The organism is Leptolyngbya sp. Heron Island J (assembly GCF_000482245.1).
In the GTDB taxonomy this organism is placed as follows: domain Bacteria; phylum Cyanobacteriota; class Cyanobacteriia; order Phormidesmidales; family Phormidesmidaceae; genus Leptothoe.
Genome location: NZ_AWNH01000117.1, coordinates 99335 through 124879, shown reverse-complemented (window position 1 = coordinate 124879; position 25545 = coordinate 99335). Strand labels below are relative to the sequence as shown.

The 25545-nt window shown below is 49.5% G+C and carries 22 protein-coding genes; 8 read left to right on the top strand and 14 right to left on the bottom strand.

Annotated features, from left to right (window positions below; translation table 11 throughout):
- Nucleotides 1-153: 153 nt before the first annotated feature.
- Together N836_RS72400 and N836_RS74085 are read left to right on the top strand one after the other, a co-directional pair.
- Entirely contained in the window at nt 154-1029 is an 876-nt protein-coding gene (locus N836_RS72400; RefSeq protein WP_161635070.1) for a FecR family protein, read from the top strand.
- A complete protein-coding gene (locus N836_RS74085; RefSeq protein ID WP_023077119.1) occupies nt 1010-3682 on the top strand; it encodes a CHASE2 domain-containing protein in 2673 nt (890 codons plus the stop codon). Before N836_RS72400 ends, N836_RS74085 begins: the two co-directional genes overlap by 20 nt.
- A 38-nt stretch (nt 3683-3720) precedes the next feature.
- On the opposite strand, the gene N836_RS72395 is transcribed toward N836_RS74085, so the two are convergent.
- The 5 genes from N836_RS72395 to N836_RS72375 form a co-directional block, all read right to left on the bottom strand.
- Nucleotides 3721-4470 (bottom strand): metallophosphoesterase family protein, encoded by a 750-nt coding sequence (locus tag N836_RS72395; protein ID WP_023077118.1) that lies wholly within the window; start codon nt 4468-4470, stop codon nt 3721-3723.
- A 359-nt stretch (nt 4471-4829) separates the two neighbouring features.
- Nucleotides 4830-5855 (bottom strand): biotin synthase BioB, encoded by a 1026-nt coding sequence (bioB, locus tag N836_RS72390; RefSeq protein ID WP_023077117.1) that lies wholly within the window; start codon nt 5853-5855, stop codon nt 4830-4832.
- A gap of 96 nt (nt 5856-5951) precedes the next feature.
- Nucleotides 5952-6527, bottom strand: a complete 576-nt coding sequence (locus tag N836_RS72385; protein ID WP_023077116.1) for a flavodoxin family protein — start codon at nt 6525-6527, stop codon at nt 5952-5954.
- A gap of 143 nt (nt 6528-6670) precedes the next feature.
- A complete protein-coding gene (locus N836_RS72380) occupies nt 6671-7594 on the bottom strand; it encodes a cold shock domain-containing protein (RefSeq protein WP_081717032.1) in 924 nt (307 codons plus the stop codon).
- Between the two features lie 94 nt (nt 7595-7688).
- Nucleotides 7689-8774: a radical SAM/SPASM domain-containing protein gene (locus N836_RS72375; protein WP_031294826.1), complete on the bottom strand. Its 1086-nt coding sequence runs from the start codon at nt 8772-8774 to the stop codon at nt 7689-7691.
- A 212-nt stretch (nt 8775-8986) separates the two neighbouring features.
- Between N836_RS72375 and N836_RS72370 the strand changes: the two genes are divergently transcribed.
- Complete coding sequence (locus N836_RS72370) at nt 8987-9205, top strand: hypothetical protein (RefSeq protein WP_031294825.1); 219 nt, start codon at nt 8987-8989, stop codon at nt 9203-9205.
- Between the two features lie 41 nt (nt 9206-9246).
- Complete coding sequence (locus N836_RS72365; protein ID WP_200867487.1) at nt 9247-9834, top strand: PAP/fibrillin family protein; 588 nt, start codon at nt 9247-9249, stop codon at nt 9832-9834.
- A gap of 85 nt (nt 9835-9919) precedes the next feature.
- Here the strand turns inward: N836_RS72365 and acsF are convergent, their stop codons facing one another.
- From acsF to N836_RS72345, 4 genes are all read right to left on the bottom strand, one after another.
- Nucleotides 9920-11008, bottom strand: a complete 1089-nt coding sequence (gene acsF, locus N836_RS72360; protein ID WP_023077110.1) for a magnesium-protoporphyrin IX monomethyl ester (oxidative) cyclase — start codon at nt 11006-11008, stop codon at nt 9920-9922.
- Nucleotides 11009-11228: 220 nt separating this feature from the next.
- On the bottom strand, nt 11229-12389 hold the full coding sequence (locus N836_RS72355) for a hypothetical protein (protein ID WP_023077109.1): 1161 nt from the start codon (nt 12387-12389) through the stop codon (nt 11229-11231).
- Nucleotides 12390-12412: 23 nt separating this feature from the next.
- Nucleotides 12413-12886, bottom strand: a complete 474-nt coding sequence (locus N836_RS72350; RefSeq protein WP_023077108.1) for a hypothetical protein — start codon at nt 12884-12886, stop codon at nt 12413-12415.
- A gap of 77 nt (nt 12887-12963) precedes the next feature.
- Nucleotides 12964-14715, bottom strand: a complete 1752-nt coding sequence (locus N836_RS72345) for a M48 family metallopeptidase (protein WP_023077107.1) — start codon at nt 14713-14715, stop codon at nt 12964-12966.
- Between the two features lie 217 nt (nt 14716-14932).
- Here N836_RS72345 and N836_RS72340 point away from each other — a divergent pair, with 217 nt between their 5' ends.
- Together N836_RS72340 and N836_RS72335 are read left to right on the top strand one after the other, a co-directional pair.
- The gene (locus N836_RS72340; protein ID WP_023077106.1) at nt 14933-15418 is read left to right on the top strand and encodes a DUF4079 domain-containing protein; all 486 of its coding nucleotides are present in this window, start codon (nt 14933-14935) and stop codon (nt 15416-15418) included.
- Between the two features lie 146 nt (nt 15419-15564).
- Entirely contained in the window at nt 15565-17373 is a 1809-nt protein-coding gene (locus N836_RS72335; protein WP_161635069.1) for a DUF6798 domain-containing protein, read from the top strand.
- Between the two features lie 119 nt (nt 17374-17492).
- On the opposite strand, the gene N836_RS72330 is transcribed toward N836_RS72335, so the two are convergent.
- A complete protein-coding gene (locus N836_RS72330) occupies nt 17493-18023 on the bottom strand; it encodes a GIY-YIG nuclease family protein (RefSeq protein WP_023077104.1) in 531 nt (176 codons plus the stop codon).
- Nucleotides 18024-18344: 321 nt separating this feature from the next.
- Nucleotides 18345-19190: a hypothetical protein gene (locus tag N836_RS72325; protein ID WP_023077102.1), complete on the bottom strand. Its 846-nt coding sequence runs from the start codon at nt 19188-19190 to the stop codon at nt 18345-18347.
- Between the two features lie 170 nt (nt 19191-19360).
- On the opposite strand from N836_RS72325, the gene N836_RS72320 reads away from it, so the two are divergent.
- Both N836_RS72320 and N836_RS72315 read left to right on the top strand, forming a co-directional pair.
- Entirely contained in the window at nt 19361-21835 is a 2475-nt protein-coding gene (locus N836_RS72320) for a GH116 family glycosyl hydrolase (protein ID WP_023077101.1), read from the top strand.
- Nucleotides 21836-21951: 116 nt separating this feature from the next.
- On the top strand, nt 21952-22251 hold the full coding sequence (locus N836_RS72315; protein WP_023077100.1) for a hypothetical protein: 300 nt from the start codon (nt 21952-21954) through the stop codon (nt 22249-22251).
- 50 nt (nt 22252-22301) lie between these two features.
- Here N836_RS72315 and N836_RS72310 read toward each other — a convergent pair whose 3' ends face one another.
- The 3 genes from N836_RS72310 to N836_RS72300 all read right to left on the bottom strand — a co-directional run bounded on the left by N836_RS72310 (nt 22302) and on the right by N836_RS72300 (nt 25492).
- Nucleotides 22302-22895: a methylated-DNA--[protein]-cysteine S-methyltransferase gene (locus N836_RS72310; RefSeq protein ID WP_023077099.1), complete on the bottom strand. Its 594-nt coding sequence runs from the start codon at nt 22893-22895 to the stop codon at nt 22302-22304.
- Between the two features lie 19 nt (nt 22896-22914).
- The gene (locus tag N836_RS72305; protein ID WP_023077098.1) at nt 22915-24474 is read right to left on the bottom strand and encodes a hypothetical protein; all 1560 of its coding nucleotides are present in this window, start codon (nt 24472-24474) and stop codon (nt 22915-22917) included.
- Nucleotides 24475-24538: 64 nt separating this feature from the next.
- Nucleotides 24539-25492: a homocysteine S-methyltransferase family protein gene (locus N836_RS72300; protein WP_023077097.1), complete on the bottom strand. Its 954-nt coding sequence runs from the start codon at nt 25490-25492 to the stop codon at nt 24539-24541.
- Between the last annotated feature and the right edge of the window lie 53 nt (nt 25493-25545).

Sequence of the window (25545 nt, the reverse complement as noted above, 5' to 3'; positions counted from 1 at the left end):
TAACAGGAGCCCAAAATCTCTGACTGACAAAGTGTTCGGCCAAATGGCCTGAATCCCCAGGCCATTGTTATGACCACCTGGGTTGTGGCTGAAGAGCCATGCCATGATTTAGCTGGTAATCTGTGCACACTAGGTATAAAAGGGCCTACAACTATGGTTGGGTTCAATCGCAGCATACTATTTCGTCATCTACGGCCACATCGTCTGGCATTGCTCACTAGCGTAGCCATTGCCGTGGCTGGGATTTCACTTGAAACAAATGCCCGGCCTCTTTCAGTCCGGGTCAACCGCTGGCTAGAGCTGCGCAATATTAGTGGTTCAGTGGATTTTCTCCGTGGGGGGCAGTGGCGTCCGGCGCAAGTTGGTCAACGCTTAGAAGCTATTGGTGATGGTGTTCGCACAGGGGCAGGAGCGCTGGCTCGACTGGCGGTTGATACTCAAGTGGGCTTTGTCAGTGTTTCTGAGAATTCATCCCTGAGAATTACCGAACTCTACACTACGCCAAGGGGAGGCAAAGTTACTGAGCTAGATGTTGATCGTGGCCAGGCCAGGGTGTTTGTTCGACCCTTCACCAATCCCGATTCTCGTTTGGAGATTCGCACACCAGCTGGTGTAAACGGTGTCAGGGGCACCAACTTTGGCATTGCTATTCAACCCAGTGGTCGTTCGTCCCTGGTTGTTGAAGAAGGGCTGGTGGTCTCTGAGGCTCAAGGTGTGTCGGTGCCGGTCAATGCTGGGTTTCAGAATTTCACGGTGCCAGGAGAACCTCCGTCTACGCCTGTACCGATTACAGAAGATCCAGGTTTGAATCTGTTGCGCCTGGAGCGCCAACGGCGGGAGGGGCAGTCCACGGTTGTTGTCGAAGGCCGTACTGCCCCAGTTAATTTATTAGTTATTGATGATGAAACTCAAGAAATTGATCAAGATGGCAACTTTGCATTGGAGCTGCCAATTACTGATCAACGTATTGAGGTAACTGTTGTTACCCCTCTTGGCAAAATGCAGGTCTATGAGTTGGTGGTTCCCTAACTGGAGTAAAGTATTACGGCGATGCGAGCCTTTGTTACCAGGACTATTGGTAAGCGGAATTGTTGTTTCGCTGTCTTCCCTGGGGGCTTTTAAGCATCTTGAGAACTTAGCGGCTGATTCGCTCACTCGTTTACGGGGTTCTCAGTCGTGGAATGAAGAGCTGGTGGTGATTGGGATTGATGACCCTACGCTCCGAAAACTGGGGCAATTTCCGTTATCAAGACAGTACTACACTCAGTTAATTCAAACGTTGACTGAGGCTGGTGCCAAACTGGTATCGTTTGATATTTTGATGCCTGAACCTGGACCTGATGATCAGGCTCTGGCCCAATCGATCAGCGATCATGGTGGCGTTGTTTTAGCCACAGCTAATGAAAGTGATAATCAACCGCTACAGCCCACTGCTCAATTGCGTCAAAATGCGATCGCAATCGGTCACATTCATCAAGAACCCGATATTGATGGCATTACCCGACGCCATGTTCTCTACATTGCCAATAGTCGTTCGCTGGCGCTGGCCACGGCCTACGCTTACAGCTTAACTGTAGATATTCTCGATTTACCATCGGAGCACCAGCTCGATATTAATTGGCCTGCTCCTGTACAAGATGGCTCATTAGCTTATTTCAGTCTTGTCGATGTTCTTGACGGTAAGATCCCTAAAAATAATCTTAAAGATAAGATTGTTTTTGTCGGCTCTACAGGTACCGCGATCGATCAACAGTTACGAACACCGTTTAATAGTAATGACCCCGTCGGTGGCGTCTATGTGCATGTAGCTGTTATGCACAATCTTTTAGAAGATAATCGGCTACAAGTGCTTAACCAGCAGTGGATTTTGTTGGCCATTTTGTTGGCTGGACCACTGCTTAGCTGGGGCCTACAGGGATGCTCGTTTCTACGACAGGTAGCGCTTTGGGCTCTGAGTGTAATGCTGTGGTTGGCCCTGTGTTTAGGCGCACGCTATTACAACTATGTGCTGCCAGTTGTCACGCCAATTGTGCTACTGAGCCTTACAGAAGGGTTGATTATTTTTACTGATCGTCTGCGTAGTAGTGCTATGTTTCAAGCACGCAATGAGTTTTTAGGCACCATGAGCCATGAACTACGCACGCCGTTAAATGCCATCATCGGTGTTTCAGAAATGATGCAAGAAACACCGCTTGATCCGAGGCAACGAGAATTTAGCGAGACCATTCAAAACAGTAGTCAGGCTCTATTGGCACTTATTAACGATGTGCTTGACTTTTCTAAAATTGAAGCGGGTCGTCTGATTCTTGAGGAACATCCGGTTAATCTGCGTAATGCTGTTGAAGAGAGTCTAGATATTGTTGCGACCCGTGCGGCTAATAAACCTCTGGATTTGGTCTACATGGTTCATCCTAAGACTCCACCCGTCATTATTAGTGATCCGATTCGGCTGCGACAGATTTTGCTTAATCTGCTGAGCAATGCTGTTAAATTTACCGCCCAGGGTGAAGTGGCACTGCTGGTGCAGTTAGCGCCTAGCGACGATTTAGGTGTACCGGTAATCCGTCGAGCCCATCCCGCTGCTCAATCTGTTCTGTTGCTATTTGCTGTGCGAGATACTGGTATTGGTATTCCAGCCGATCGGCTATCCCATATTTTTGAACCGTTCCGTCAAGCCAGCACATCGACAACTCGTAAATATGGCGGAACTGGTCTTGGGTTGACCATTAGTCAACGCTTGGCAGAAACCATGGGTGGGCGTTTGTGGGTTGAAAGCGAGGTGAATAAAGGCAGTACATTTTTCTTTACTATTCGAGCCCAGGTTGATCCTGTGACTATTCAGCCGGAACGACCGGCTACCCTTGTTAGCTGGGCCAAGCAACGAATATTGGTGATTGATAAAAATATTACCCGCCGCACAAATTTAGGATGGCAGTTGGAAGCGTTAGACATTGAGGTTATCTTCTGTCGTAGCGTAGCGGAAGCCTTGTTGCTGGTACAGCAAGGCCAGCAGTTTGACGGGGCGATTTTGGATGCGGCGATCACTAAGCTTGACAGCATGAGCGCTGTTGAATCGCTGAGACAGGCGATGGATAAACCGGCAATGCCATTGATTTTGTTAGCTGACATCCGGGAAAATTTTAGTCAAGATGAACGGTCTGACATGGCGATCGTCTGGAAACCCATTAAGCAAGCGGCATTGTATCGGGCGTTGATGCATGTACGTCCAGAATCACCCTCTGGTCCAAAGACTGACTCGTCCGTAGAGATGGGTAATGATGCCGAGTCCTCGTCCATGAGCTTGAAGGTATTAATTGCTGACGATAATCCGGTCAATCAGCGAGTGGCTCAACATATGTTGCAGCTGTTGGGGCACCAGGCAGATACCGTAGCCACTGGCGGCGCAGCAATTGAAGCTGTTGAGCAGAGACATTACGATGTCGTCCTCATGGATATGCGCATGCCCCAGATGGGAGGTGTGGAGGCTACTCGCCGTATTCGTCAGATGGGGGCGCAAATCTCACAGCCTTGGATTATTGCGATGACGGCTAATGCAAGTTCTGAAGACCGCGACTATTGTCTGAAGGTGGGTATGAATGATTATCTAAGCAAGCCTATCCGTCGCGATAGCCTATCTCGGACGTTCAAGAATATCAAAAAGCCATCGGATTTTTTGGATTAGGATTGAGAGCTCAGTTGTTGGCAATGAGTTGGTTCAACTTAGGAATTGACCAGCTGGCTAGAACGCTGCTTAATTTTGTGCTGAGCCACTATGGCTTCGGCTTCGTTGGTGGGGCGCATCCGCAACATGTTGCTGAAGACGTTGAACTGATAGACCATGGCGTTGTCTACGTCAAAGGCTGTTAACCAACCGCTTTTAGGGTGGTAGGCACCGGTATCAATATCTACCCAACCCGGACCCCTCGCGATTTCTCCAGGCTCGATACCAGGTAGAGTGAAGGTAATAGTATGACCGGTAATAATCAGTTTGTCGGAAAAATAGGGCTGCTTGTGGCTATGGAAAAGGTCACGAATCCAGCAATATTCATGGCTGGTTTGTTCTGCCAGGGTGCGCTGCGGATTTAAACCTGCATGAACGAGCCAGACGTCCCCCAAATCGAGATATAGCGGTAGGTCTTTAATCCAGTTGACATGGTCAAATAGGTCATCAACGCTAGTGTAGCTGGATAGTGTGGACTGTCCGCCGCTGTAGAGCCAGCCCTGGAACGCAGGCATGTGGGCTTCGCCGTTTGGAAAGGCTTCGAGGAGTAGCTGCTCATGGTTTCCCATCACACACTGGTGACCGTTTTTACGAACATAATCGACGACTTGACGGCTCTGAGGTCCTCGATCAATCAGATCGCCAACAAAGTAGACATCATCTTGAAGATCTAAATCTACTGCTTCAAGTAGCCGCATTAAACCGTCATAATGGCCATGAATATCACCAATGAAAATGCGACGGGTCATAACAGTTGTTTTTTTGTGGTGTGAATAGTGTGTTCTTACCGCACTAGTCCCAAGAGCGAAGGTATAACGCAAAAAATCAGCGTCAAATACCAGCTACCAGACTGCGTATTGCTCTAGTATGCCTTCTCCATACCTATGGGCAACACGTCTATCGGTAGGATTTTCCAATGCTTTAAGTAAGATTTATGGCAACAATAGATGTGGGAAAAAAATGGTGTAGTGACTCTATTTCGGAACGTTTAGCATACCCAGATAACTACTAATGATCGGTGGATGACACTATGTTGACCATCACAACTGATCGGTGTGGTTTTGGATACATGTGCTGACTATGTTTACTAATTTACATCAATCAGGGTTTATCCATCATTTTCCGGGAGTGGACTACCGTCAGGTGCCTCCAGGGTAAATCCGGCATCTCTTACCATGGCGTAGTCCTGTGTAGCACTTTGTCCGGCTGTGGTTAGATAATCACCGACAAAAATGGAGTTGGCTGGATAGAGGGCTAGGGGTTGCTGCGATCGCAAATGTACTTCACGCCCACCCGCGATGCGGATTTCCTGGGATGGCAATAAAAACCGGAATAGACACAAAATCCGTAAACAGCGCTGGGGAGTCAATTCACTACGTCCGGCAAATGGAGTCCCTTCAATGGGAATCAAAAAATTGACCGGGACGCTAGTCACATTCAGCTGTCGCAAAGAGCAAGCCAGATTGACAATATCTTCATCTGATTCACCCATACCCAAAATACCGCCAGAGCACGTGGTCAATCCTGCCGCTTGTACCGCTTGTACCGTGGCTAAGCGATCCTGGTACCCGTGGGTTGTGCAAATTTCATCGTGATGCGCCTCTGCGGTATTGAGGTTGTGGTTAATCCGGTCAACGCCAGCAGCCTTGAGTTGCTGCGCTTGGTCTTCATTCAACAGACCCAGAGTGGTACAAACCCGCATCGGATAATCGGCTTTGACCGCTCGTACTGCTTCTAAAACTTGTTCAAATGTTTTCGGCGACGGTGTGCGGCCTGAGATGGCCATGCAAAAAGTTCCCGCCTTCAGCTGATGCGCCCGATCGGCCGCCGCCAAGATCCGATCTTTGGCCATCAGCGGATATTTTTCAATCTCTGCTGACGAAATTTTGGACTGCGAACAGTAGTGACAGTCTTCAGGACAAAGACCGCTTTGGGCATTGAGCAAAAAGTGCAACCGCACTCGATTGCCCCAGTAGTGATGTCGGACTCGATAGGCAGCTGCCAGCTGTGCCAAAATCTCTGTGTCGTCGGCCTGCAGCACCCTCAGGGCATCTTGGTGGTCAATCCTCTGACCGGCCAGGGCTTGATCAGCCAGCAGGTTCCAATCAACTGAGGTGCGTACAGCTTGAATCATCCTAAGGACTCCTTTTGACAGTGGGCACAAATGCGCCACCCTCTACGGTAATACGAGATGGAGCTTTGGGGGAGACCAGACAATTGTGACGACGACTTAGACGGCTATCTTCTTGGTTACAGCGACTAAGCGTTGTCCATAGAGCTTAGCCGATTCTAAATCACCGGGTTCGACTTGAGCAGGGGCATCGCTCATATCTAGATAGCTTTGGCCCATCGGTCCCATAAAAGAACCCAAACGATTCACACCGGTTTCTGGGTTGGGCATTTCTGTACTGCCTACCCAAATCATGCCGTGCTGGGCTGCATTGATCGCCAGATACAGCAGCGTTCCTTGCTTATCTCCACTAGGGGAGCCAGAGTGGGTAAATCCTCCAGCAATCTTATCTTTCCAGCCTTGTTGAAACCAGGTGGCGCTAGCGGCATCAATAAAGCACTTAAACTGACCTGCTATACCTCCCATGTAGGTCGGAGAGCCAAAAACGATGCCATCTGCCGTACTGAGGGTTGTCAAAATCGTTTCATCTTGCCAGCGACCGTTCACAATTTGTTCACCCATAATCCTCAGCAGATGGGGATTGCCACCAGCTGCCGCTACACCTTGAGCCAGGGCTTCAGCCATCAAGTGAGTATGCCCTTGACCAGAAAAGTACACTATTGCAATAGCAACCATAATTGAATAGAAAAACAACTAATCCAAATTCTAAGTTCAAAAAACTTGAACTAATAATTTATAGTATTAATTTTTTTTTAGCTATGGTCGGTGATGGGGTGACTATGACTCATTCTTCGCTATCGGTCATGACTAACTGAGGCCTATAGAATCCGAATTTGATCTGCATAGGCTTTACCCTCAGTGATATGGGCAGTAACCTCAACCGCCATGCCACGCTCTAATTGAGAAAACACATCATCGCCAATATATTTCTTGTGAAAGATAATGTCTTTTGAACCATCATTGGGCGCAATATAGCCGTGGTGATTATTCTTTTTAAGTTTAAATAACAACTTGACAACACCCTGTTTGATAACTACTCCGGTCTCAATAGCTGGAGTTTTGGGAATGGGGAGAGGGGTATGGTGAGCAGGCTGCGGAATCTGTTCGGTTGATAGCTGAGAAACATCTGCCAAAAGGGTCGAGTGAGGCTGCTGTGTCTCGGTACTGGTCGTTTTTCTCCTGGGCTGCAGTTTGCTATCTATGGAAGAGAGATTTAAGGGTGTCTCCTCTGTTTGACTAATGGGCTCTTTTTTGTGTTCTGTTGGGTGAGCTAAGGGAGGAGATGTTGGCTTAGTTTGATCTTGGTGGGTGTTGGTGTTGCCTGTATCCAGACCGGGGTTTGGAGTGGGTGGGATAGGAGCAGATTGAGAGATGGGCCGCGATAGCTGATGGCTTAAGTTTTGTACAGCTGAGCTAGGAGAATAGTTATAATCACTCAGCAGAACTTTGAATCGGGATGGATTAGGAGCTCGGTTGGCTGCGGCATTGGGCCGCGAGGTTGGTTGTTCTGGAGGAGATGATGGGTGAGAACTCTGTTCTACTGACGATGGGGGTGGCGGTTGGGAGGTTGACAGTGTTTGTGGAGATGCGGTTCGCTGGTTAAGCGGCTGCTCCCGATAGGGAGGTAATTGCGGTCGTTGTTCCGGGGATACTGGATGGCGATGACGGCTTTTTTGGCCTCTCACTCGGGCTAATATGTGCCTCAGCCAGTGTAGAAAACGCCGTATGAGTCGCCGTATCATGAGAATCTAAGCAGTAAGTTTGCACTTCATTCTACCGCTGCTCTGGTTTTTTCCCAGAGCTTTGGCTAGCACTGCCACCGTTGCTGAAGCGATGTCAGACTTCCCCCCATCCTGGCTGTAAGCGTTTCATAATCGGGTTATAGACTTTGAAATATGCAATTGAACCCGCCTGCCGTAGCAGTGCCTTTTGAGATGTATCAGCCCCCATGCAACGTTGACAAATGGGATTAGTGACTTGAAAGCGATTAAATCCCTGACGCAGACCACAGGCCGGCTGTTGAGTATCTAGAATATCGGTGAGCGAATGGTTGCGTAGGTTTCCTAGCGGGATTTGACCGTCATAATCCTTACAGCAGGGGACAACAGTCCCGTCGTATAAAATCCCGGCTTGGTCTGATGTGCCGTTACAGTAGCCAAATTTAGCCGGAACGACGTCAGTGCTCTCCACATTGCCCCAGCTGTCTAGGGGAAAGGTTTCCAGGGCCAGTTTTGGTGTGAGTTCGATCACTTGCCATCGGCCTGGTTTATGGCGGGCGATGCGTTGACGCAGGTCATCGTCACTGGGGCGCTCTACATAGCCATCCAGAAGACGGTCAGCCCATGCCGTTAGCTCCTGCTGCATCTGAGCTTTACCTTCAACCACATGCATTTGCTTGTGGGGGACCAAAAATGGATGAGGTGTGGTGTCTAGAAACTTCAGGTGTACTCGGGTTGGGGAGTTGGGAGCGGCCAGATTCGCCCTGACGTATTGAGTGATCCCATCAAAATACTGTTCGGGTTTAAGTTTTGGGGGAGCACCTCGAATGATAAAGGTGACCGGATCTGGCGTTTGGAGCGAGATTGTTACCTTGGGAATCCCAGAGGCAATCAGCTGTTGGCGGTGATGGGGATGAATATGAAAGGTACTGCCGTTGGTGGTGAGGTGCAGGTTGAGTCCTCTCGTTAATGCCATGTCAATGGCTGTAAAGATATGGGGGTAAATTAGGGGTTCTCCCATTAAATGAAAGGCAACGATCTTGGCCAGTTGTCCCTCGGCAATCTCATCAAGGGCTTTTTCTAGCAGCTGCAGATCCATATGACCGCGCTTGCGCTCCATGATAGCGTCTGGGCAGAAGTCGCACTTGAAGTTGCAAACGTTGGTGACTTCGAGGTGGATGCGCTCAAGACGATAGCTGGCCATTATCAAAGTTATTGGTTGGTTGATTGCTGTATAAGCCGTTTTAGCTTACCAAGGGTGTGTGAAAGTCAGCTGAGAATTTTATAGGGATGTAACTGATTTAGGTATTTGGGATGGGGATCAGTCGAGGAGATTAAGCTTTTTGGGAGAGTCTTCCATCCGCCGAAAAGTTGGCTCTAGCCTGGGAGGGAATTATATTGATGCCTAGGTAAATTATGACCATATCGACACAATCAGATGAGTTGAAAATGCTTTCGGAATCGGAGCGCATTGATTTGCTCAAGGGCTATGCAGAGCAAGATGCGATCTTTGGTAGTCCCAATCCCCGTTACAAGCAATGTAAGGTTTATTGCGATCGCTACCTCAACATTCGCGTCCAGTTAGTCGGCACCGATGGGCTCACCGATGCTGACTGGGATTTGACCATTTTTTAGGGCATCAGCCAACCAACGGGCGTAAAATTGCAACGCAGCCCGTGGCAACATCCATGAACGACAGTACAGCCGTTTTAGAGCAAGCAGCCAAAGCGCAGGAGAGTCAATCTGCTGCGCTACCCAATGCCAGGGATCTGGTGACAGCGCTGCAAGCGACGGAAAAAAGTACAAAGCCCGAGTACACATTGGCTGATCTCACCGGCACCTGGCGGCTGTGGTTTATCACCGGCACTAAGAAGACACGGCAGAAAGCAGGCGTTGCCTTGGGGGCAGGTCGCTATCTGCCCAAACTCATTAAAATTCAGCTAGCCTATCAAGCCACAGACGAGACTCAAGGCACTGTGCAAAATTCTGTAGCACTGGGCCAACTCAAGCTAAAACTTACGGGTCCAGTAAAGTTTTGGGCCAACGCTCATTGCCTGGCGTTTGATTTTACGCAAATCCAGATTGCTATTGCTGGTTTTACCCTATATCAAGGTCGGATTAAACCTGAGACAGCTGATCAGGGTTTTTATCAGCAGCCACTCAAAGAGCAAGCATTTTTTAAGTACTTTTGGGTGACCCATCAAGGGATCGCTGCTCGGGGAAGGGGAGGAGGTTTGGCCCTGTGGTATCGAGACGATGCTTAGCAAAAACAAACGGGACCGTGTTGCCATCACGGTCCCGTTTGCAAGTTGGGATGATTGAAAAATCCCGATTGACTGACATCAATGCCTAGCGAACAACGCCACGAGCAGTGGCCATATCGATGGGCTTCATAAAGTACAGCTGAATCATCTTCACACCGATGGTAGCGATGTGGGGTAGCTGACGCAGAAGCTTCAGAGGCTTAGGCTGATTGCTCTTGCCAATTGCAGCCACCTGCAGGCTAGCATCAGAAGCGGTATCCATGTGCTTAAAGAAGTCAGGATGCTCCACATTCAACATCACAGGGAAGACCTTAGCTGCTGACTCGTTGGTCTTCTTAATAACGTGAATGTCGTACTCACGGGCATCTAGACCTAGAGAAGCGTAGAAGCCACTGCGCTGAATGTCATTCAGGAACATGGTGGCAAATACCGACAGCAGGAAGAAGCGACACCATAGCTTAGCCTTCCAGTCATTGAGGATCTGGGGCTGGGCCTTCATAATGGCCGAGAAGAAGTCACCATGACGGTTTTCATCCTGACACCAGTTTTCAAAGAACTGGAAGATAGGATAAATCCGATTCTCAGGATGAGAATCTAAGTGACGGAAAATAGTGATGTAGCGCCAGTAGCCAATCTTTTCAGACAGGTATGTGGCGTAGAAGATGAACTTAGGCTTGAAGAAAGTGTAGCTCTTGCTCTTAGTCAAAAAGCCGAGGTCTAGCTGTAGATTGAAGTCCGACATCGCCTTGTTGAGGAAGCCTGCATGGCGAGCTTCATCACGGGACATCAGGTTAAAGCCTTCAGCTAGAAGGGGATTTGTGTCCTTGAGACGACGGCCTAACTCCTTGTAAAGCAGGAATCCAGAGAATTCAGCCGTACAGGAACGCTCTAGAAATTCAATGAACAGCGCTCGGGTTTCACCATCAATGTGCTCCCAAGACTGATCAAACACATCGGTCCGCACGAAGTGGTGGCGGTTATAGTCCGCACGAAACTCTTCTATGATGGCGCGTACCTCATCTTCATTGACGGATAGGTCCATCGCGGCCATTTCGTCAAAGTCAGTGGTATAAAAGCGGGGGGTGAGGATCGTGTCTTTCGAAGGTGCCTTAACCCCAGGCCGTAGCTCATCAAATTGAGTATTTTCCTGAGGTTTCCTTAGGGAATCTACCATGAGTCCTCTATCAAGATATTTATGGTTAAAGCGCTATGAAACCGCATTAAGATGGCGGGCCAGTAAATCGATAGAAAACTGGCATCGTACGTGGATTCTAGTGTACCAAGGTCACCGACTTCGAGCAGCCTGCAGGTAACGAATAGGTTACATTTCGCAATAATCACAAAAGCAACTTTACCTGGGCAATGGGTAAAGTTGCCTGGGCAAACCTGTTGAGCTATAGCTGTTCATACCTGACTAGGGGTTTACGACCTCGAAGGCGTTGCCAAAGGGGGGCAAAAATCCATAGCAATACAAATGGTAGTAAGGCAAACCAAAGGGTTTTATAGCTCAGCAAATTAAACAGGCCAAACACACTACGGGGAATGGGGGTGGTATTCCAAAGCAGACCGATGATCACTGCCAATCCAACAGATCCCGTGGCTAAAAGGGATGAGGGCAGTTGATCTAAACCTTTGATTCTTAACGCTTTGGGATAAAATCTGTCATACAGCACTTGCCAGTCTGGAAAAGCTGCATACATGCTCAGCACTGATGTGAATGGAATACCCAGAAGCAGCGTGTTGAAACTATGAAAAATGGGAGCCAATCGCAATATGAGAGCTTGGGCAAACCGATTAAAGAGCACTAAGACAAAGCAAGTTTCAAATAGCAACACTACATACTGAGACGGAATCGCCAAGGCATTAGTACGACCGATTTGAGGTCCCAGAGGATGAATGGGGAATCCGTTGGTGAGATGACTTTTGACTCCCTTGGCCAGGATAAAATCACCCACGAGTCGAGGTTGCACCAGCCAGGCACCTTCTATAAATTTCACGACTGCGGCGGACAGAAACAGAAGCGATAAAATTACCAGGAGCCCACGGGCTGGCCAAATATAACGCCAGGACGAGGTGTGCGGTGAGGTGACAGGCTCGCCTCGCTTTTGCCTTAATAAAGCGTCAATGGAGTAGGTTTCACCCCATTTAGAAAACAGCATAAACAGAGGCACATAAAACACCGTCAGGACGATGGTGCGCTCTTGGATGAGAAACCCAGTTCGAAAAGCGGCTAACCCAAACCCCATCACTAAGACGGCAAGGGTGGCCAGACGGGTTTTGTAGCCCAGTAACAGTAAGACCAAAGCCATCACCAGCAATACTTCCATGACCGGATAGCCGATGCTTGGCAAGGGTGGTAGCCCGCTGAATAAGACGGTGGGGTCCCAGTGGCTGATCGGTACCAGACTGAGTTCAGAAAACTGCAGAGGACTAAGAAACCATAGATAGAAAAAGCTATAGATGATGCGATAGAGACCCATGCGTCCAGCAGCGTTTTGGGCAGGGCGTGTGAGCCAATGAACATATCGATGCTCAAGACGCTGAAGAAAATTCATAGGGGTTTGAATCGGGGGGACAATTAGTCTGGGGGATGGGCCATAAAGCGCTCAATTAAGACAGTCTGCGCTGGTTGATTGATATCAATCGGTGGCTGTTGTGCAAAGTCAACTTGCCAGGAGTAGTGCCAGGCTTCAACCTGCTCAATTTGGGTATCGAGTACAAATTCTATTTGCTGAATCAGATAAGGACGATAGATGGCTTGCTGCTCAGCATCATCTGCTAATGCATTGTGCATCAGCCTGTGCCCAGGGACTTGGTTAGATGTGTCGTCATCTAATGTGTAGAGGTCCATGGGGCGTAAAACGTGCTGCTCTCCAGTACTATCTACAATATGCAGTTCAATCCGACTGACCTCGGTGGGTGGCTTTTCGGGAGACCCTGTGGAATACATATCCCACCAAGTGAATGGCCAAAGACTACCCCACAGAGCAATCAACAAAAAAGAGATGCCTGCAGTGAAATATTTGGCTAGCCGTAGTTCCTGAGCTTCCATGGGAGACAGTGTATCCCATGGACGGGGAGCGTTGAAATGGGACTGATTTGGGCTGAGTGCCAGTTAGGCCATAAAACCTATTCCGCTACCTCATCTTCAGTATTAGATTCTGTTTCAGCCTCGATGGCGTCTTCCTGTTCCTGCTGCACATCTTCAACGGCTTTTTCAATTTCTTCGTCGTCAGCCACCGTCTCATCTTCAATAGTTTCGCCATTTTCGGCTTCGTAAGCAGCAAGTTCTGTCTCTGCCCGCATTTGCATTGGTTCGTGGCCGAGCACGCCTTCATAGGCATACCGATTGTAGCCACCGTTTTCGACAATGGTTTGCAGATAATCGACCCGTTCTTGGGGGGCGGGGTGAGATGACAGCCAAGGTACCACCTGCCGATCTCCGTAGCGTTCTTCTAGGGCCAGCATGAGCCCGTGCATGCCGTCGGCGGCATAACCGCTGGAGGCCAGGATTTGGGTGCCGACGATATCGGCTTGTCGTTCCATCTGGCGGGAATAGCCAGACACAATGGCGTTGGTCACCAGACCTGGTAAGGGTAAGTATTGGGTCAAACTGGCGGTGAGGTTCCCTCGTGTCACCATCTGAAACCCGTGGGATAGGACAGCGTGGGAGATTTCGTGACCTAGCAGCCCTGCAATTTCAGCTTCGGAGTCGGTGTCGAGGATGGCTCCAGCATTGATGAAAATTTTGCCGCCGGGTAAAGCAAAGGCGTTAAGTTCGCGGTCAAGGATGACATCAAAGGTGTATTCAAAGTCGTCTCGACCAGCTACGGCGGCGAGCTTATTGCCAATACCACGCACATAAGACAACAGCTCTTCGTCTTCAGAGAGGGGGAGCTGTTCACGGGCTGAGGCGGCGACGGAGGCACCGAGAGATTTTTCGCCCTGGAGTAGGATCAGACCAGAGTTGAGGGCGGTAAACGGACCATACAAGCCCCCTGTCAGGATAAAGCCAGCGGCTCCTGTGAAAATATTTGCGATCGCATTCTCACGAATTCTGGCATTAGTCGCCGACTTAAACCGCTTCAGATTTTCGTCCGCCAGCCCACCATAATACTCGGCTTCAGGATGGTCAGGATTAAGCAGCGCAAACTGTCGTGAGGCGATGGACGCTTCGATCCACTCTTCCTGGCTCATCATCAGATCAATCTGAGCACTGAGCAAATTGGGCTCATAGGGATAAAGGGTCAGAGCCTTGTCCAGGGCTATTTCGGCATCCTCTGGACGCTCATAGGCTTGTAGCTGCTCGGCGTAGCGCAGATGACCGGGAATAAATGCCGGCACTTCCTCCGTCAGCAGCCCCAGGGAAATTAACGTTTGGGATTCTCTACCGGCCTCAATGCCACGGTTAGCCTCACGCCAGTAGACACTGCCACCGGGGGAGAGCTGGGCGGGATCGCTAAAAGGCTCAGCTGGAATATCTTCTAAATCCTCATCATCACGCCAGCCAAAGGTTTTGGCTTCACGGTAAAGGTCTTCCGCCGCTGCAATATCACCGGCTAGATACAGCTGATCGGCCTCGATGATCATCTCCCGCTGAAACCAGGTTTCCTGTTCGACGGCGGCAGCTGCTGGATCATACTCAGGGGCGGCGTCATCCTCCACAGGGTCTTCCGATCCGGTGCTGTCGACATCACTGGTTTCCTCAGCCGCATCCTCGTCGGTGGGGTCTACCGTTTGCCCTGGAGTGTCGGCATTTCTATTTTGGAGAATGATATGCCCTGGACGTGCGACTGCCCGACTTGACAGCACGGGACTAAAAAGCAGCGTCAGGCTGAGCCCCACTGCTAAGAACAGTGCAAAACGTTTACTTACCTTCATGGTGAATCGGAATAACGAAGCGGTTGGATGACTGAGTAATGCCGAGACGTTCTAATGGAATCATTTTGACAAATCTGGTCTGAAATAACCTGAGCCAAGCCGCTGGTTTAGACGTCGTGCAGGCATTATTTTCCGGCGAAAGTCGCTCAAATACGACAGCGGAATGGGGGTGAGCGCCATATACTAAGTTTTATGACGCGTTAAGAAATCACCCACCATGAGCCCTGACACCATTGAATCGATTAAGCCTTATCTCAATTTTTTCCATCCCATCCTGATGTGGGCCTTATTTGGTTTCGCTATCTACGCTATGTATCTGGGGATTCAAAGCCGTAAGGTACGCTATGCCACTGGCGAAGAAAAGAAGGAGCTAATCAAAGGCAAGTTTGCCATTAAGCACCACCAGATGGGTTCGATTATTTTGGCGCTGATGGTGCTGGGAACCATCGGTGGTATGGCGGTCACGTATATCAACAATGGCAAACTGTTTGTCGGCCCTCACCTGTTGGCAGGTTTGAGTATGACGGGTTTGATTGCGATCGCTGCATCCTTAGTGCCTCTGATGCAGCGCGGTAACGAAACCGCTCGTTTGACCCACATTAGCCTTAACGTTGTGATTGTTGGGTTGTTTGGCTGGCAAGCGGTGACTGGCATGCAAATCATGCAGCGCATTTTGGAAAACGTTTTCGGAATCACTTTTTAGGACGTGATTTTGTGTTTTAACCTGAACAGGTTTGCAAAGGGAGCGGCTCATAGGTCTGCTCCCTTTTTTGATCAGGGATACCGTTGCGTTTTAACCTGATCCCTAGCCCCCACGAAATCTACTGGATGATGGCCAACGCAAAAACAATGACTATGCCTCCTTTGCTAACGCAGATGGCGATGGCACTGAGTGGCTTAGTGGCCTATGGTTACAACTTCTCAAAAGAGAATGTTTTTAATCAGATGCCTGCGGTGATGGCTCTGGTAGACCCCACTCTCTACAATCAGGACTTCTATGTACAGGAGATGCTCCAGTTCACACCGAGGTCCTACTATTACTATGCTTTAGCGCTACCGGTGAAGCTAGGCTTGAGTGTGCCGATGGTCTGCTTCATTTACTTTGCGATCTCATTTGCAGGCTTTAGCTTGGGGCTGTATGCCATTGGCCGCTCCCTAGGCCAGTCCAAACTGGCTGGGGCTGCTTTAGCGTTTCTGGGCTTAGCTGTTGTCGATGGCACTATAGGCTTTACGGATGTGTTTCGGCGCTCTCCGAACCCGAGTGTGTATGCTATTGCGATCGCAGTTTGGGGGATTTACTTTTGTTTGCAACAGCAGTGGATACGGGGCTATGTCTTCTTTGGTGTCAGCTGCCTGTTGCAGTTTCTCATTGGTTTGTTGCCAGGGGTTTTATTTACTCCGGCTCTGATTTTTTATTGCCTTAGTAACAAACGGCCAAAACAGCTTTTAGGGGCGTGGGGAGCCCTGCTTATTTTGGCAGGCATGGTTTATAGCCCCATGGTGCTGAGTGGTAATACGAGTAGCGATTTGCTCAGCAATTCAGAATTTATTTGGCTCTATGGCTATGTGCGACATCCCCACCACATCATCATGTCCATATTTTCCGTCAAGGGCTGGTGGCGGTTTGTGCACTTTTTGGTGGCAGGTTTGGCCTGTTTATATGGTTCTCGACAACTCAAGCCCCATCATAAAATTACAATTGGCTCTGCCATGCTGATGGGCTGTGGGCTAGTGGCCATTGGCTACTGGTTTGTGGAGGTGTATCCCATCGCGACGGTGGCCAAACTACAGTTTGCGCGGACAACGCCCTTTATTTTGCTAATGGCGCTGACGGCGATTGCTGTTTATGCCAGCGAACACTATCGCCGAGGGAATCAGGCGCTGGCCTTACTATTAATTGCTGCACCTGTTGTCGATAACTATGGTGGACTGACGACTCTGGTGGTGGTCATCTTAAGCCTGATTAAGCCGGGTGGTAATACGTTTTGGACACATGTGAATCAATGGGTTAACCGCTTGCCATGGCTGAATTATGCGCTCTTTTTAATTGTGCTAACAGTGACCTATTCTTTCCATTTGGCCCTGTTTTTAAGCTTTGCATATCCATTTTTGTTAGAGGAGTTGCCTGCCCAGGTGAAGCGGTTGCGCCCAGCGGCTTATGTAATCACTGCTGTATGCGTTTTGTTTGTTGGCTTGAATCTGGGTGGTGTGATAGTTCATCGCAGTTTGGGGCCTGTTCATCGAGCGATCAAATTTGCTCCACTGTATGATCACCCTGTTAAAAAACTGGGGGCAAACTTTCGCGATACTGCTCCCGCCGATGCCTTAGTGCTAGTGCCCCCTGACGATCGGATGTTTCGTTTTTATAGCCAACGTTCGGTGGTGGTGAGCTTTAAGGCATTTCCCTTTACGGATGCGGGGATGGTGACCTGGCAGCAGCGCATGACTGCCATCCTGGGTGAATTACCTGCCTCTGTAGAGGCTGTTTTAGAAGATCTTTTTAGTCAGCGTACTGGGGCCGAATTGGGTGCGATCGCAGCTGAGTTTGGGGCAACCCACATTCTCACTCGCCAAGCCTGGCATCCTGATGTCCCTGGCACGATCATAGACCAGCAAGATGACTGGGTTTTGTGGGCTATGAATGATACCCCTGCCTGAAGCCCTTAGGAACTGCTAATTGCTCCCACACGATCTTTCAGGGCAGACACCAGGACAACCGCTATAGGATGGTCCAATTTAAGCTAGGTTTTATCCAATTCGGATGGGGTATTGGGGCTTTATTTCAAGGCGAGTAGACCTTGTTCTTTGAGCTTGGGATTAAATTTAATTGGTATTTGAGCACCTCGGTCTGCGACCTGGGCTTTGATGTCGGTTTCGACCCGACGGGCCAGCTGTTTGAGTAGTTTATTGGTTTGGGACGGTTCAGCGTTTGCGATCGCATCCCTTTCTGCCTCAGTCATAAAGGCTTTCGCATCAATAGGTTTTTCCCACACAGATTGCTGATCGGCGTTACCAGGCGGTACTGAGCCATATTCTGCGAGCCAGGCCGTACGAATCTCCTCTAGCAGCGTCCGGCTGGGGCGAGTCACCGTATGCATCTTAAACCAGTGACACTGCTGAGGACAGCGCACCAGATGCTGCGTCAGCCCCACACTGATATCCCGTGAATACCCCACGTACTGCAGAGCGTAGCCTTCGTCAAAAATGGCATAGATACCCACCTTGCCCGCTAATCCCGATGGCAGTTCGCCATCCACCAAATATGGGTGCAGTTCTAAATCAGCCAAAATAGGGATCGAATCAGCCATAGAGGTAAGTAAAGACGCATTACGTCCCTATCCTAAGGTTGCTAGTGGGCTGCTGAGGATTCTTTCAACTAAATTCAACGATTGCCGCTCAACCCGTTTCAAAAAGAAACACTATATTGAAGAAGACTCCCATTGCCCTGCCATGAATACCTCTAAAGACGCACTCAATCGGATTATTTTCCTACTGCTAATTGCCTTTATCGGCTGGCAACTATTTCGTCTGGGGCTAATCTTGGGTATGGCAAACGGCTGGCTTTAGAGTGGCTTAAGGATGGCACTGTACTCGTTAGAGGCTGGCTTAGTTGATGGGCGAAACATCATCTATCCGATCTGCTCTACCTCGATGGCTGAGTGCTCGGCGACAAAGGTAAGAATATCGCGCACAACACCGCTGACACCTCGGCTATTGGGGGTCAAAATTTCACCTTTCAGGGCACCTTTGTCTTTGAGCTGCATGAGGGATTTGGTGAGCGAATGGTTGCAATAGCGAACGATAAGAATGATGAGATCACACTCAGCAAGTTTTTGCTTTAGCTGCTTTTGAGAGCTACTTACCTCTCGGCTGGGGGGGATTTCAACCGGGGCATAGACTAAGCCATGGTCTTCGTGCAAGGTTTGGATCACCACCCGTCTGGTGGCGGCATGGCCCCCTACAAATGCAATTTTCCAGTTTTCTAAAGTTGTTGATAGCGTCACCTCCTCAGGCTTTTGGGCTGTTGAGATCGCTTCAATAGTCTCTAGATTAAACTGTTGAACGGCACTGAAATTAGCCTCACAGTTAACTAAAGCAGAGGTGCGATTTCTAAGTTCCTCCTTGAGGGACTTAATTTTGCTATCACTTTCACTAACCCACTCATCTAACTCTTGCCAAAGCTCACTGTATTCCTGAAGAGAGTCTTCCAGTGTTTGCTGACAATCTGCCAATTCTCTTTGTCGATCATTTAATGTTGTCTTCTGGGCGTTTACTACACCCTGTAGATCCCTACATTGGGCTTGCGCTTGCGCTAGTTGCCGAGTCAAATTGGCTGTGTTTTCTTGGGCGAGAGCCAGCTCATGTCTGAGTTGCTTGACGCGCCGATGGTCTTTCCCGCTGACCCCGTCCCAAACTTGCAGGCACCAATTACCCAGATGCCTAATGGGACGGATGACATTTTTTGCCTTTTGCATGGCGGGCGGTCTCCTTTCTCCTAGATCGCTGGCCGAATCGTTAACCTGAACCTTAGAGACAAAGTTAACGTAGTTTAAGTAGGGAGGTGACCATAAGCCTACCTAATTTTTATATTGTTCATAGCCCAGCGCCCTTATAGAATGCTGATTGCTGTTTTTGACGGTAATCTATGCCCGCCCCTACAATTCCTTCCGTTGCTTGGACTTGGCCCATCGGCGCGAAATGGGAAACGCCTTACATTGTTCGCTATGCCAGTAACTTAGATGATGGTCCTGAGCACGGTATGCCGTTGGGCGGTCTGGGGGCAGGCTGTATTGGTCGGGCTCCCAATGGCACTTTTAATCTGTGGCATTTGGATGGTGGCGAGCATATCTTTGACCATTTTCCGGCTTGTCAGTTTGCGGTTTATGAGGAAACTGACACCGCATCACAGACCTATGCCATGGCTACAGCGGGCGATGGCTTAAGTAGTTGGCAGTGGTATCCTGCCCGAGCTGAGGGCAGCCGCCACTCGCAAGCAGCCCAGGGGGGCACCTACAAAGCTTTATATCCCCGCAGCTGGTATGCATACCAGGATGTTTTTCAGGCAGAACTAACCTGCGAGCAGTTTTCGCCCATTTGGCCTGATAACTATCAAGAAAGCAGCTATCCGGTTGCCGTGTTTGTTTGGACGGCTCATAATCCAACGGACCAACCGATGACGTTGAGCATTTTGCTGAGCTGGCAGAATATGGTGGGTTGGTTTACCAATGCTGAGGCCTCGTCGGAAATTCAGCAGCGGGAGGATGGTAGTCCGTTTTATGACTATGGGCCGCGACTGAGGCAGAGCGCTGGCAATTTTAATCAGCTAGTTCAGGCTGAAACCGCGACTGGCATTGTTATGGATGGAGCCTGGAGTGGTCATCCCAACGAGGGTGATGGTCAGTTTTGTATCGCTGTGCCAGGGACACCAGGGGTAACTTATCACACCTGCTGGAATCCGAATGGGGATGGGACGGATCTGTGGGAAAGCTTTGCGGCTAGTGGTGTTCTCAAGAATGTTGCAGATACAACGTCTGCCGCAGCGGATGGGCAGGTGGGATGTGCGATCGCACTAAAATTCACCCTTGCCCCTGGTGAAACCCAAACACTCCCCTTTGTCCTCAGCTGGGATTTACCCGTTACTGAGTTTGCCCCTGGTAAGCACGCCTATCGGCGATACACAGACTTCTATGATCGCTCGGGTCGTAATGCCTGGCAGCTGGCCCAGGACGCCTTAGCCAACTATCAAACCTGGCGGCAAAAAATCATCGACTGGCAGCAGCCGATTTTAGAACGCACTGATCTACCCGACTGGTTCAAGCTCGCCCTGTTTAATGAACTCTACGATATGGCCAGTGGTGGTACCCTATGGTCTGCCGCGAGCGATCGCGACCCGGTCGGTCAGTTTGGCGTCTTAGAATGCATGGACTACCGTTGGTATGAAAGCCTGGATGTCAGGCTATACGGGGGCTTTTCAACGCTGATGCTGTGGCCTGAGCTAGAGAAAGCGATTATCCGAGCGTTTGCCCGAGCGATTCCCACAGAAGACCCGACAAAGCGCATCATTGGTTACTACTACACCGTCGGTGACACAGAGCATCTCGCTCCTAGAAAGCTGAAAGGCGCTACCCCCCATGACTTAGGAGCCCCCAACGAGCATCCTTGGCAGGCGACAAACTACACCAGCTACCAAGACTGCAATCAGTGGAAGGATCTGCCCAGCGACTTTGTGCTGCAGGTATATCGTGCTTTTCTGCTCACAGGGGGGGATGACATTGAGTTTCTGGCTGAGTGCTGGCCAGCGGTGACTCAAACATTGCAGTACCTTAAACTGTTTGATCTCGACGGCGATGGGGTGCCTGAAAATGGTGGGGCTCCTGATCAAACCTTTGATGACTGGCAGCTCAAGGGAGTCAGTGCCTACTGTGGCGGGCTCTGGCTGGCGGCATTAGCAGCGGCAATCAAAATGGGCGACCTTTTACAACAGCATCAGAAAATCTCCGGTAGCTTTGCCATTGTCAAATCCCAGTATCAGCGTTGGATTAAGCAGGGCAAAATTGTCTATCAAAACAAATTATGGACCGGCAGTTTTTATCGTCTAGATTCCGAGAGTCACTCTGATGTGGTGATGGCCGATCAGCTCTGTGGTCAGTTTTGTGCGCGTCTGCTGGATTTGCCAGACATTGTGGATGAAGAGTATATCCATATTGCCCTCGATACGATCTATGACGCCTGCTTCGTCAAGTTCAACGAATATGCGGCCAACTATGCTAAGCCCCAGAATCAAAAGTTTGAAGGAGCCCAAACCGGATTGTTTAGCGCGGCTCAGTTGGGTATGGCCATTGGTGCCGCTAATGGCGTCAAACCTGATGGTTCACCAGAGAATCCAGATGATACCCATCAGTTAGAGGTCTGGACTGGCATTAACTTTGGCCTGGCGGCATTTTTGGCCCAGATGGGAAAACGGGATAAAGCCATGGCAATTACGGCAGCAGTGGTACGGCAAATTTACGACCATGGTTTACAATTTCGTACCCCTGAGGCGATTACTGCCATGGGGACGTTTCGGGCCTGCCACTACCTGCGCCCCATGGCGATTTGGGGGTTATATGCTCAGCTCTGATTAAATCCAGTGCCAATCTTGGTAACCTGGCCATGGGGCCCGATCTGTTGGAAATCGATTGAATTTCCAGTAGATTTCTACAATCAGCCATATTCTAATCACTAACAAGGAGTGTTATGGGCGCTTTTTCAGGCACGAATGACCATACAACCAGCGGTAATGTAGGCGTTGCTATCATCGCTGGTGTGGGGGGTGATCTGGCCTTTCAAAATTTTACGACGGACGCTGAGGGTGAGCTTAATGGTTATTTGACCATCAACGGTGACCTATCTAAACAGACCGTTGATTTAGGGCCATTACCTGCCGTTGAAGGCTCGTTTAATGTGTCATTTCCTGGCGATACGGATATTAGTCTGTTTGATACGGTTGTCGTGGCGACTGGCGAGACAGGGGTCGGTGCTGCCAGAGTGCCTTGAGGCGTCTCGCGACATAATTCACGCTGATATTTTGTTGAGCTGTCAGCTCCTCAGTTATCCAGTAGAGAAAGTTGTTGACCTGGGCTTGATTTTTGTTTGAATGTTGCCAGGTCAACACCCTCATGGTGTAGCAACCAGTGTTTGCGTTCTAGACCGCCTGCGTAGCCAGTGAGGCTACCATTAGCGCCGATCACTCGGTGGCAGGGCAACACAATTGAGATAGGATTGAGGCCATTGGTGGTACCAACTGCTCTAACTGCGGCGGGGTTGCCCAGCTGACGGGCGAGTTCACCATAAGAAATCGCCGTACCAACAGGAATGGTGCGTAGGGCATGCCAGACCGTAGACTGAAATTTAGTGCCGCCGGGGTTGACAGGAATGTGGTCGATGGCGGTGAGATCACCCTCTAGATATGCATGGATATGGCCGCGTAGTGTGGCTTCCAGAGGAGAACAGTTTTGTCCATCACGGCAGTTTTCAATGAGCTCAAAAGCACCATAGCGTTTTGTTAGCAGTCGCATCATTCTGTGCTCATAACCTTGATAGTCAAGCGAAACAAGCGCGTTGTTGTCTGTGACTAACAAAATATCACCGATGGGAGAATTTACCGTGGTGAGGCATAGCGTTGTGACTGGCTTGACCATGGCTTAACTGTTTTTATCTCTACGATGAGAAATCGTACAGTCCTACCATAGCACCTGGATATTGTTTCCGCTCCTTCATTGTGCCTAGACGGTTGAGCTGTTCTACGATGGCCTCCTCAGATTGAGGCTGTTTTCTGGCTAATAGAACCCAGACTCTATCCTGGTTCTGTAGTTCTGTTGTTTTCAGTCTGTCTAATTCCTGATAATGCTTTTCTAAGTCATCATCGGACACTTTCCAAATGCCAATATTTTGCAGCTGGCTGAGGATAATCTCGGACTTAGGAAGCTCAATGCGGCGGTTGTAAAATTCAAACTGCAGCTGTGCCCCCGGCAAAACGTAGAGCTTATCCCCTGATTGCCAGTGAGTATCGATATATTCAATCGTTGGTCTCACGTGATCGAAATGTGAACTTGTAGGAACTATCGTACCGTGCAGACCTCGCCATAATGGCATCAATATTAGAGTTGTGGCCATGAGAATACTGATCAAGCTCAGCATTCTGGGCTGTTTTCGCCAGCGCTCTAACCAAAAAACAATTCCTTCTGCTAACAAAATAAGTGCAAAGGGAGTCAAAAATAATATGAGTCGTTCTCGAAATGGGTATTTGTGGAGAAAAGCTGCCAATAGAGAAATAATCAATGGACTGCTGAGATAGAGCAGCCGGAGCTTAGCTGTGCGGTACAACAAAATACAGCCGGTGATAAAGGCGACTATGGCAACACCATCGGCGGGGCCAGGAAAGCCTAAAGGGCGGTAAAAGAAGCGACCGAAAGAGTCTAATAACCAGCCTATATCCCAGAAGTTGTCAGGGTAACGACCGGCCCAGCTGTCAGCTAAGCCGGTGTCTGATAGTGTTTTGCGAATGATGCCAAAGTATAGACCGCCAAAGCTGATGAGCCAGGCGCTGTAAAGTGGGATACGTCGTCTTAAAAAGGTCTGTAGAGATTGCCAGGATGTTTTCCAGGGCTGTAGCTTGAGTAGGTTAACGGCCTCGACGCTAGCTAAGATAAAAATACTAGGAAAGGATAGCCAAATGCTGAATATGCTGAGAATACCTGCAATGAACAGCTGTTTATGGCTCGGTTTGAGTGTATTGATTGAGGTTAATGCTGTGAAGAGTAACAATGAGATCGCAACATCCCAGCTATAGGGTTTAGTTTCGCTGGCAAAATAAGCAATATAACCTTGCACTGAGAACAGCAAAATAGCAATGGGTCGGCTCCATCCCGAGGCAAACTGTCGAGTTACCTGATAGAACAACCCTAGCGACAACAGCCCCCCTAACAAGGGAAATAACCGCAGCGCATATTCATGGCTTCCCCAGGTTTCAAGGGCCAGTTTCTCAATCCAAAGAAACAGCGGCGGTGCAGCCTGGTTATAATCCAGGGCATCCAGCAATTCGAAGTAACCACGATCCAACAGATTGAGGCCGAGGGCCACTTCATCAAACCAGAGGGAACGATTACTGAGATATTGGCTCAGCCGCAGCAAAATCCCAATCCCGAGACCAAACAGACAGCAAATGTCTAGCCAGCGATCTTGGTCTTGAGATAAGGATTTGAATGTCTTCGTGAACACAGCGCGGGACGGGTAAACATGGATACTTCCTCATGGTCTACCACGTTTACCCCGTGCGCCAGCCCTATCTAACTGAGACAAAGCTGCAGGCTTTGCAGATAGCCTCAATATGGCGGTGATTGGTACCACAGCAGCCACCGAGAATGGTCAGGTGAGGCAGCTGCTGTTTAAGGCGGTAGAAGCGTTCGCCTAAGTCCCGAGGATTGCCTTCATCTAAAGTTTCAGACTCGTCTAACTCAGCATGGCTCATCATCGAAGCATTGGCTCGAAGCCCACGAATCCTTTCTACCCAGTTGCCTTGATTGATAATTGACCGATCAAAGTGTATGGGGTGAGCGCAGTTAATCATATAGTAGGCTGAGGCGCTATTGGTGGCGGCATCGACCCTGTGGATCGCCTCTTTGAGGGATAGGCCGTTGGGTAAGCGACCGTCGGTTTCGACGGTAAATGATATGACCACTGGCATCTGGGCATTTTGGGCTGCACGAACGATACCAATTGCTTCCTCAGGATAGGTGATGGTCATGGCTGAGACTAGGTCGGCGGTGGTATCGCGAAAGCTATCAATCTGGTCCTGATGGTATTGCTCAGCCTCTGCAGCGCTCATCATCATGTCAGGGCTGTAGCCATCGCCACGGGGACCAATGCAGCCGCTAAGAACGATAGGGCTATGGGTGGAGCTGTAATCTGTACGGATAGTTTCGAGCAGTGCGATCGCACGCCGATTTATATCTGCTAGCTCCGCCGCACCATAGCCCTGACGCTTGCCCCAGTCAGCATTTGCCCGCCAGGTAGGGCTTTCTAACACCAATCCCATGCCATAGGATCGGGCCAGTTTGCCATAGGTGCTGAAATAGCTTTCTAGGGCTTCAGTCCCCAAGGGCCGGTCCAGTAGGGTAAAGGCGGCAAAGTCTGGCAAATCCCAACCCTGTTGGAATAACAATACGGTTTCAAGACCGCCATCGGTAATAAAAATCTTGTCAGTTGGTTGGGGCAGCTGGTGTCTGTAGTAAGCCATTAGTCTTGGCTCCTTATAAGTGTGTGAACGATTTGGTTAAATTTGATACAAAC

Bases quoted from the DNA above. Each gene is read 5' to 3' on its own strand.
- N836_RS72400 (WP_161635070.1), top strand. From the start codon at position 154: ATGGTTGGGTTCAATCGCAGCATACTATTTCGTCATCTACGGCCACAT.
- acsF (WP_023077110.1), bottom strand. From the start codon at position 11,008: ATGGTAGATTCCCTAAGGAAACCTCAGGAAAATACTCAATTTGATGAG.
- N836_RS72345 (WP_023077107.1), bottom strand. From the start codon at position 14,715: ATGAAGGTAAGTAAACGTTTTGCACTGTTCTTAGCAGTGGGGCTCAGC.
- N836_RS72300 (WP_023077097.1), bottom strand. From the start codon at position 25,492: ATGGCTTACTACAGACACCAGCTGCCCCAACCAACTGACAAGATTTTT.
- N836_RS72370 (WP_031294825.1), top strand. From the start codon at position 8,987: ATGACCATATCGACACAATCAGATGAGTTGAAAATGCTTTCGGAATCG.
- N836_RS74085 (WP_023077119.1), top strand. From the start codon at position 1,010: ATGAGTTGGTGGTTCCCTAACTGGAGTAAAGTATTACGGCGATGCGAG.
- bioB (WP_023077117.1), bottom strand. From the start codon at position 5,855: ATGATTCAAGCTGTACGCACCTCAGTTGATTGGAACCTGCTGGCTGAT.
- N836_RS72350 (WP_023077108.1), bottom strand. From the start codon at position 12,886: ATGGAAGCTCAGGAACTACGGCTAGCCAAATATTTCACTGCAGGCATC.
- N836_RS72395 (WP_023077118.1), bottom strand. From the start codon at position 4,470: ATGACCCGTCGCATTTTCATTGGTGATATTCATGGCCATTATGACGGT.
- N836_RS72315 (WP_023077100.1), top strand. From the start codon at position 21,952: ATGGGCGCTTTTTCAGGCACGAATGACCATACAACCAGCGGTAATGTA.
- N836_RS72385 (WP_023077116.1), bottom strand. From the start codon at position 6,527: ATGGTTGCTATTGCAATAGTGTACTTTTCTGGTCAAGGGCATACTCAC.
- N836_RS72310 (WP_023077099.1), bottom strand. From the start codon at position 22,895: ATGGTCAAGCCAGTCACAACGCTATGCCTCACCACGGTAAATTCTCCC.
- N836_RS72355 (WP_023077109.1), bottom strand. From the start codon at position 12,389: ATGAATTTTCTTCAGCGTCTTGAGCATCGATATGTTCATTGGCTCACA.
- N836_RS72330 (WP_023077104.1), bottom strand. From the start codon at position 18,023: ATGGCTGATTCGATCCCTATTTTGGCTGATTTAGAACTGCACCCATAT.
- N836_RS72375 (WP_031294826.1), bottom strand. From the start codon at position 8,774: ATGGCCAGCTATCGTCTTGAGCGCATCCACCTCGAAGTCACCAACGTT.
- N836_RS72325 (WP_023077102.1), bottom strand. From the start codon at position 19,190: ATGCAAAAGGCAAAAAATGTCATCCGTCCCATTAGGCATCTGGGTAAT.
- N836_RS72335 (WP_161635069.1), top strand. From the start codon at position 15,565: ATGACTATGCCTCCTTTGCTAACGCAGATGGCGATGGCACTGAGTGGC.
- N836_RS72340 (WP_023077106.1), top strand. From the start codon at position 14,933: ATGAGCCCTGACACCATTGAATCGATTAAGCCTTATCTCAATTTTTTC.
- N836_RS72320 (WP_023077101.1), top strand. From the start codon at position 19,361: ATGCCCGCCCCTACAATTCCTTCCGTTGCTTGGACTTGGCCCATCGGC.
- N836_RS72380 (WP_081717032.1), bottom strand. From the start codon at position 7,594: ATGATACGGCGACTCATACGGCGTTTTCTACACTGGCTGAGGCACATA.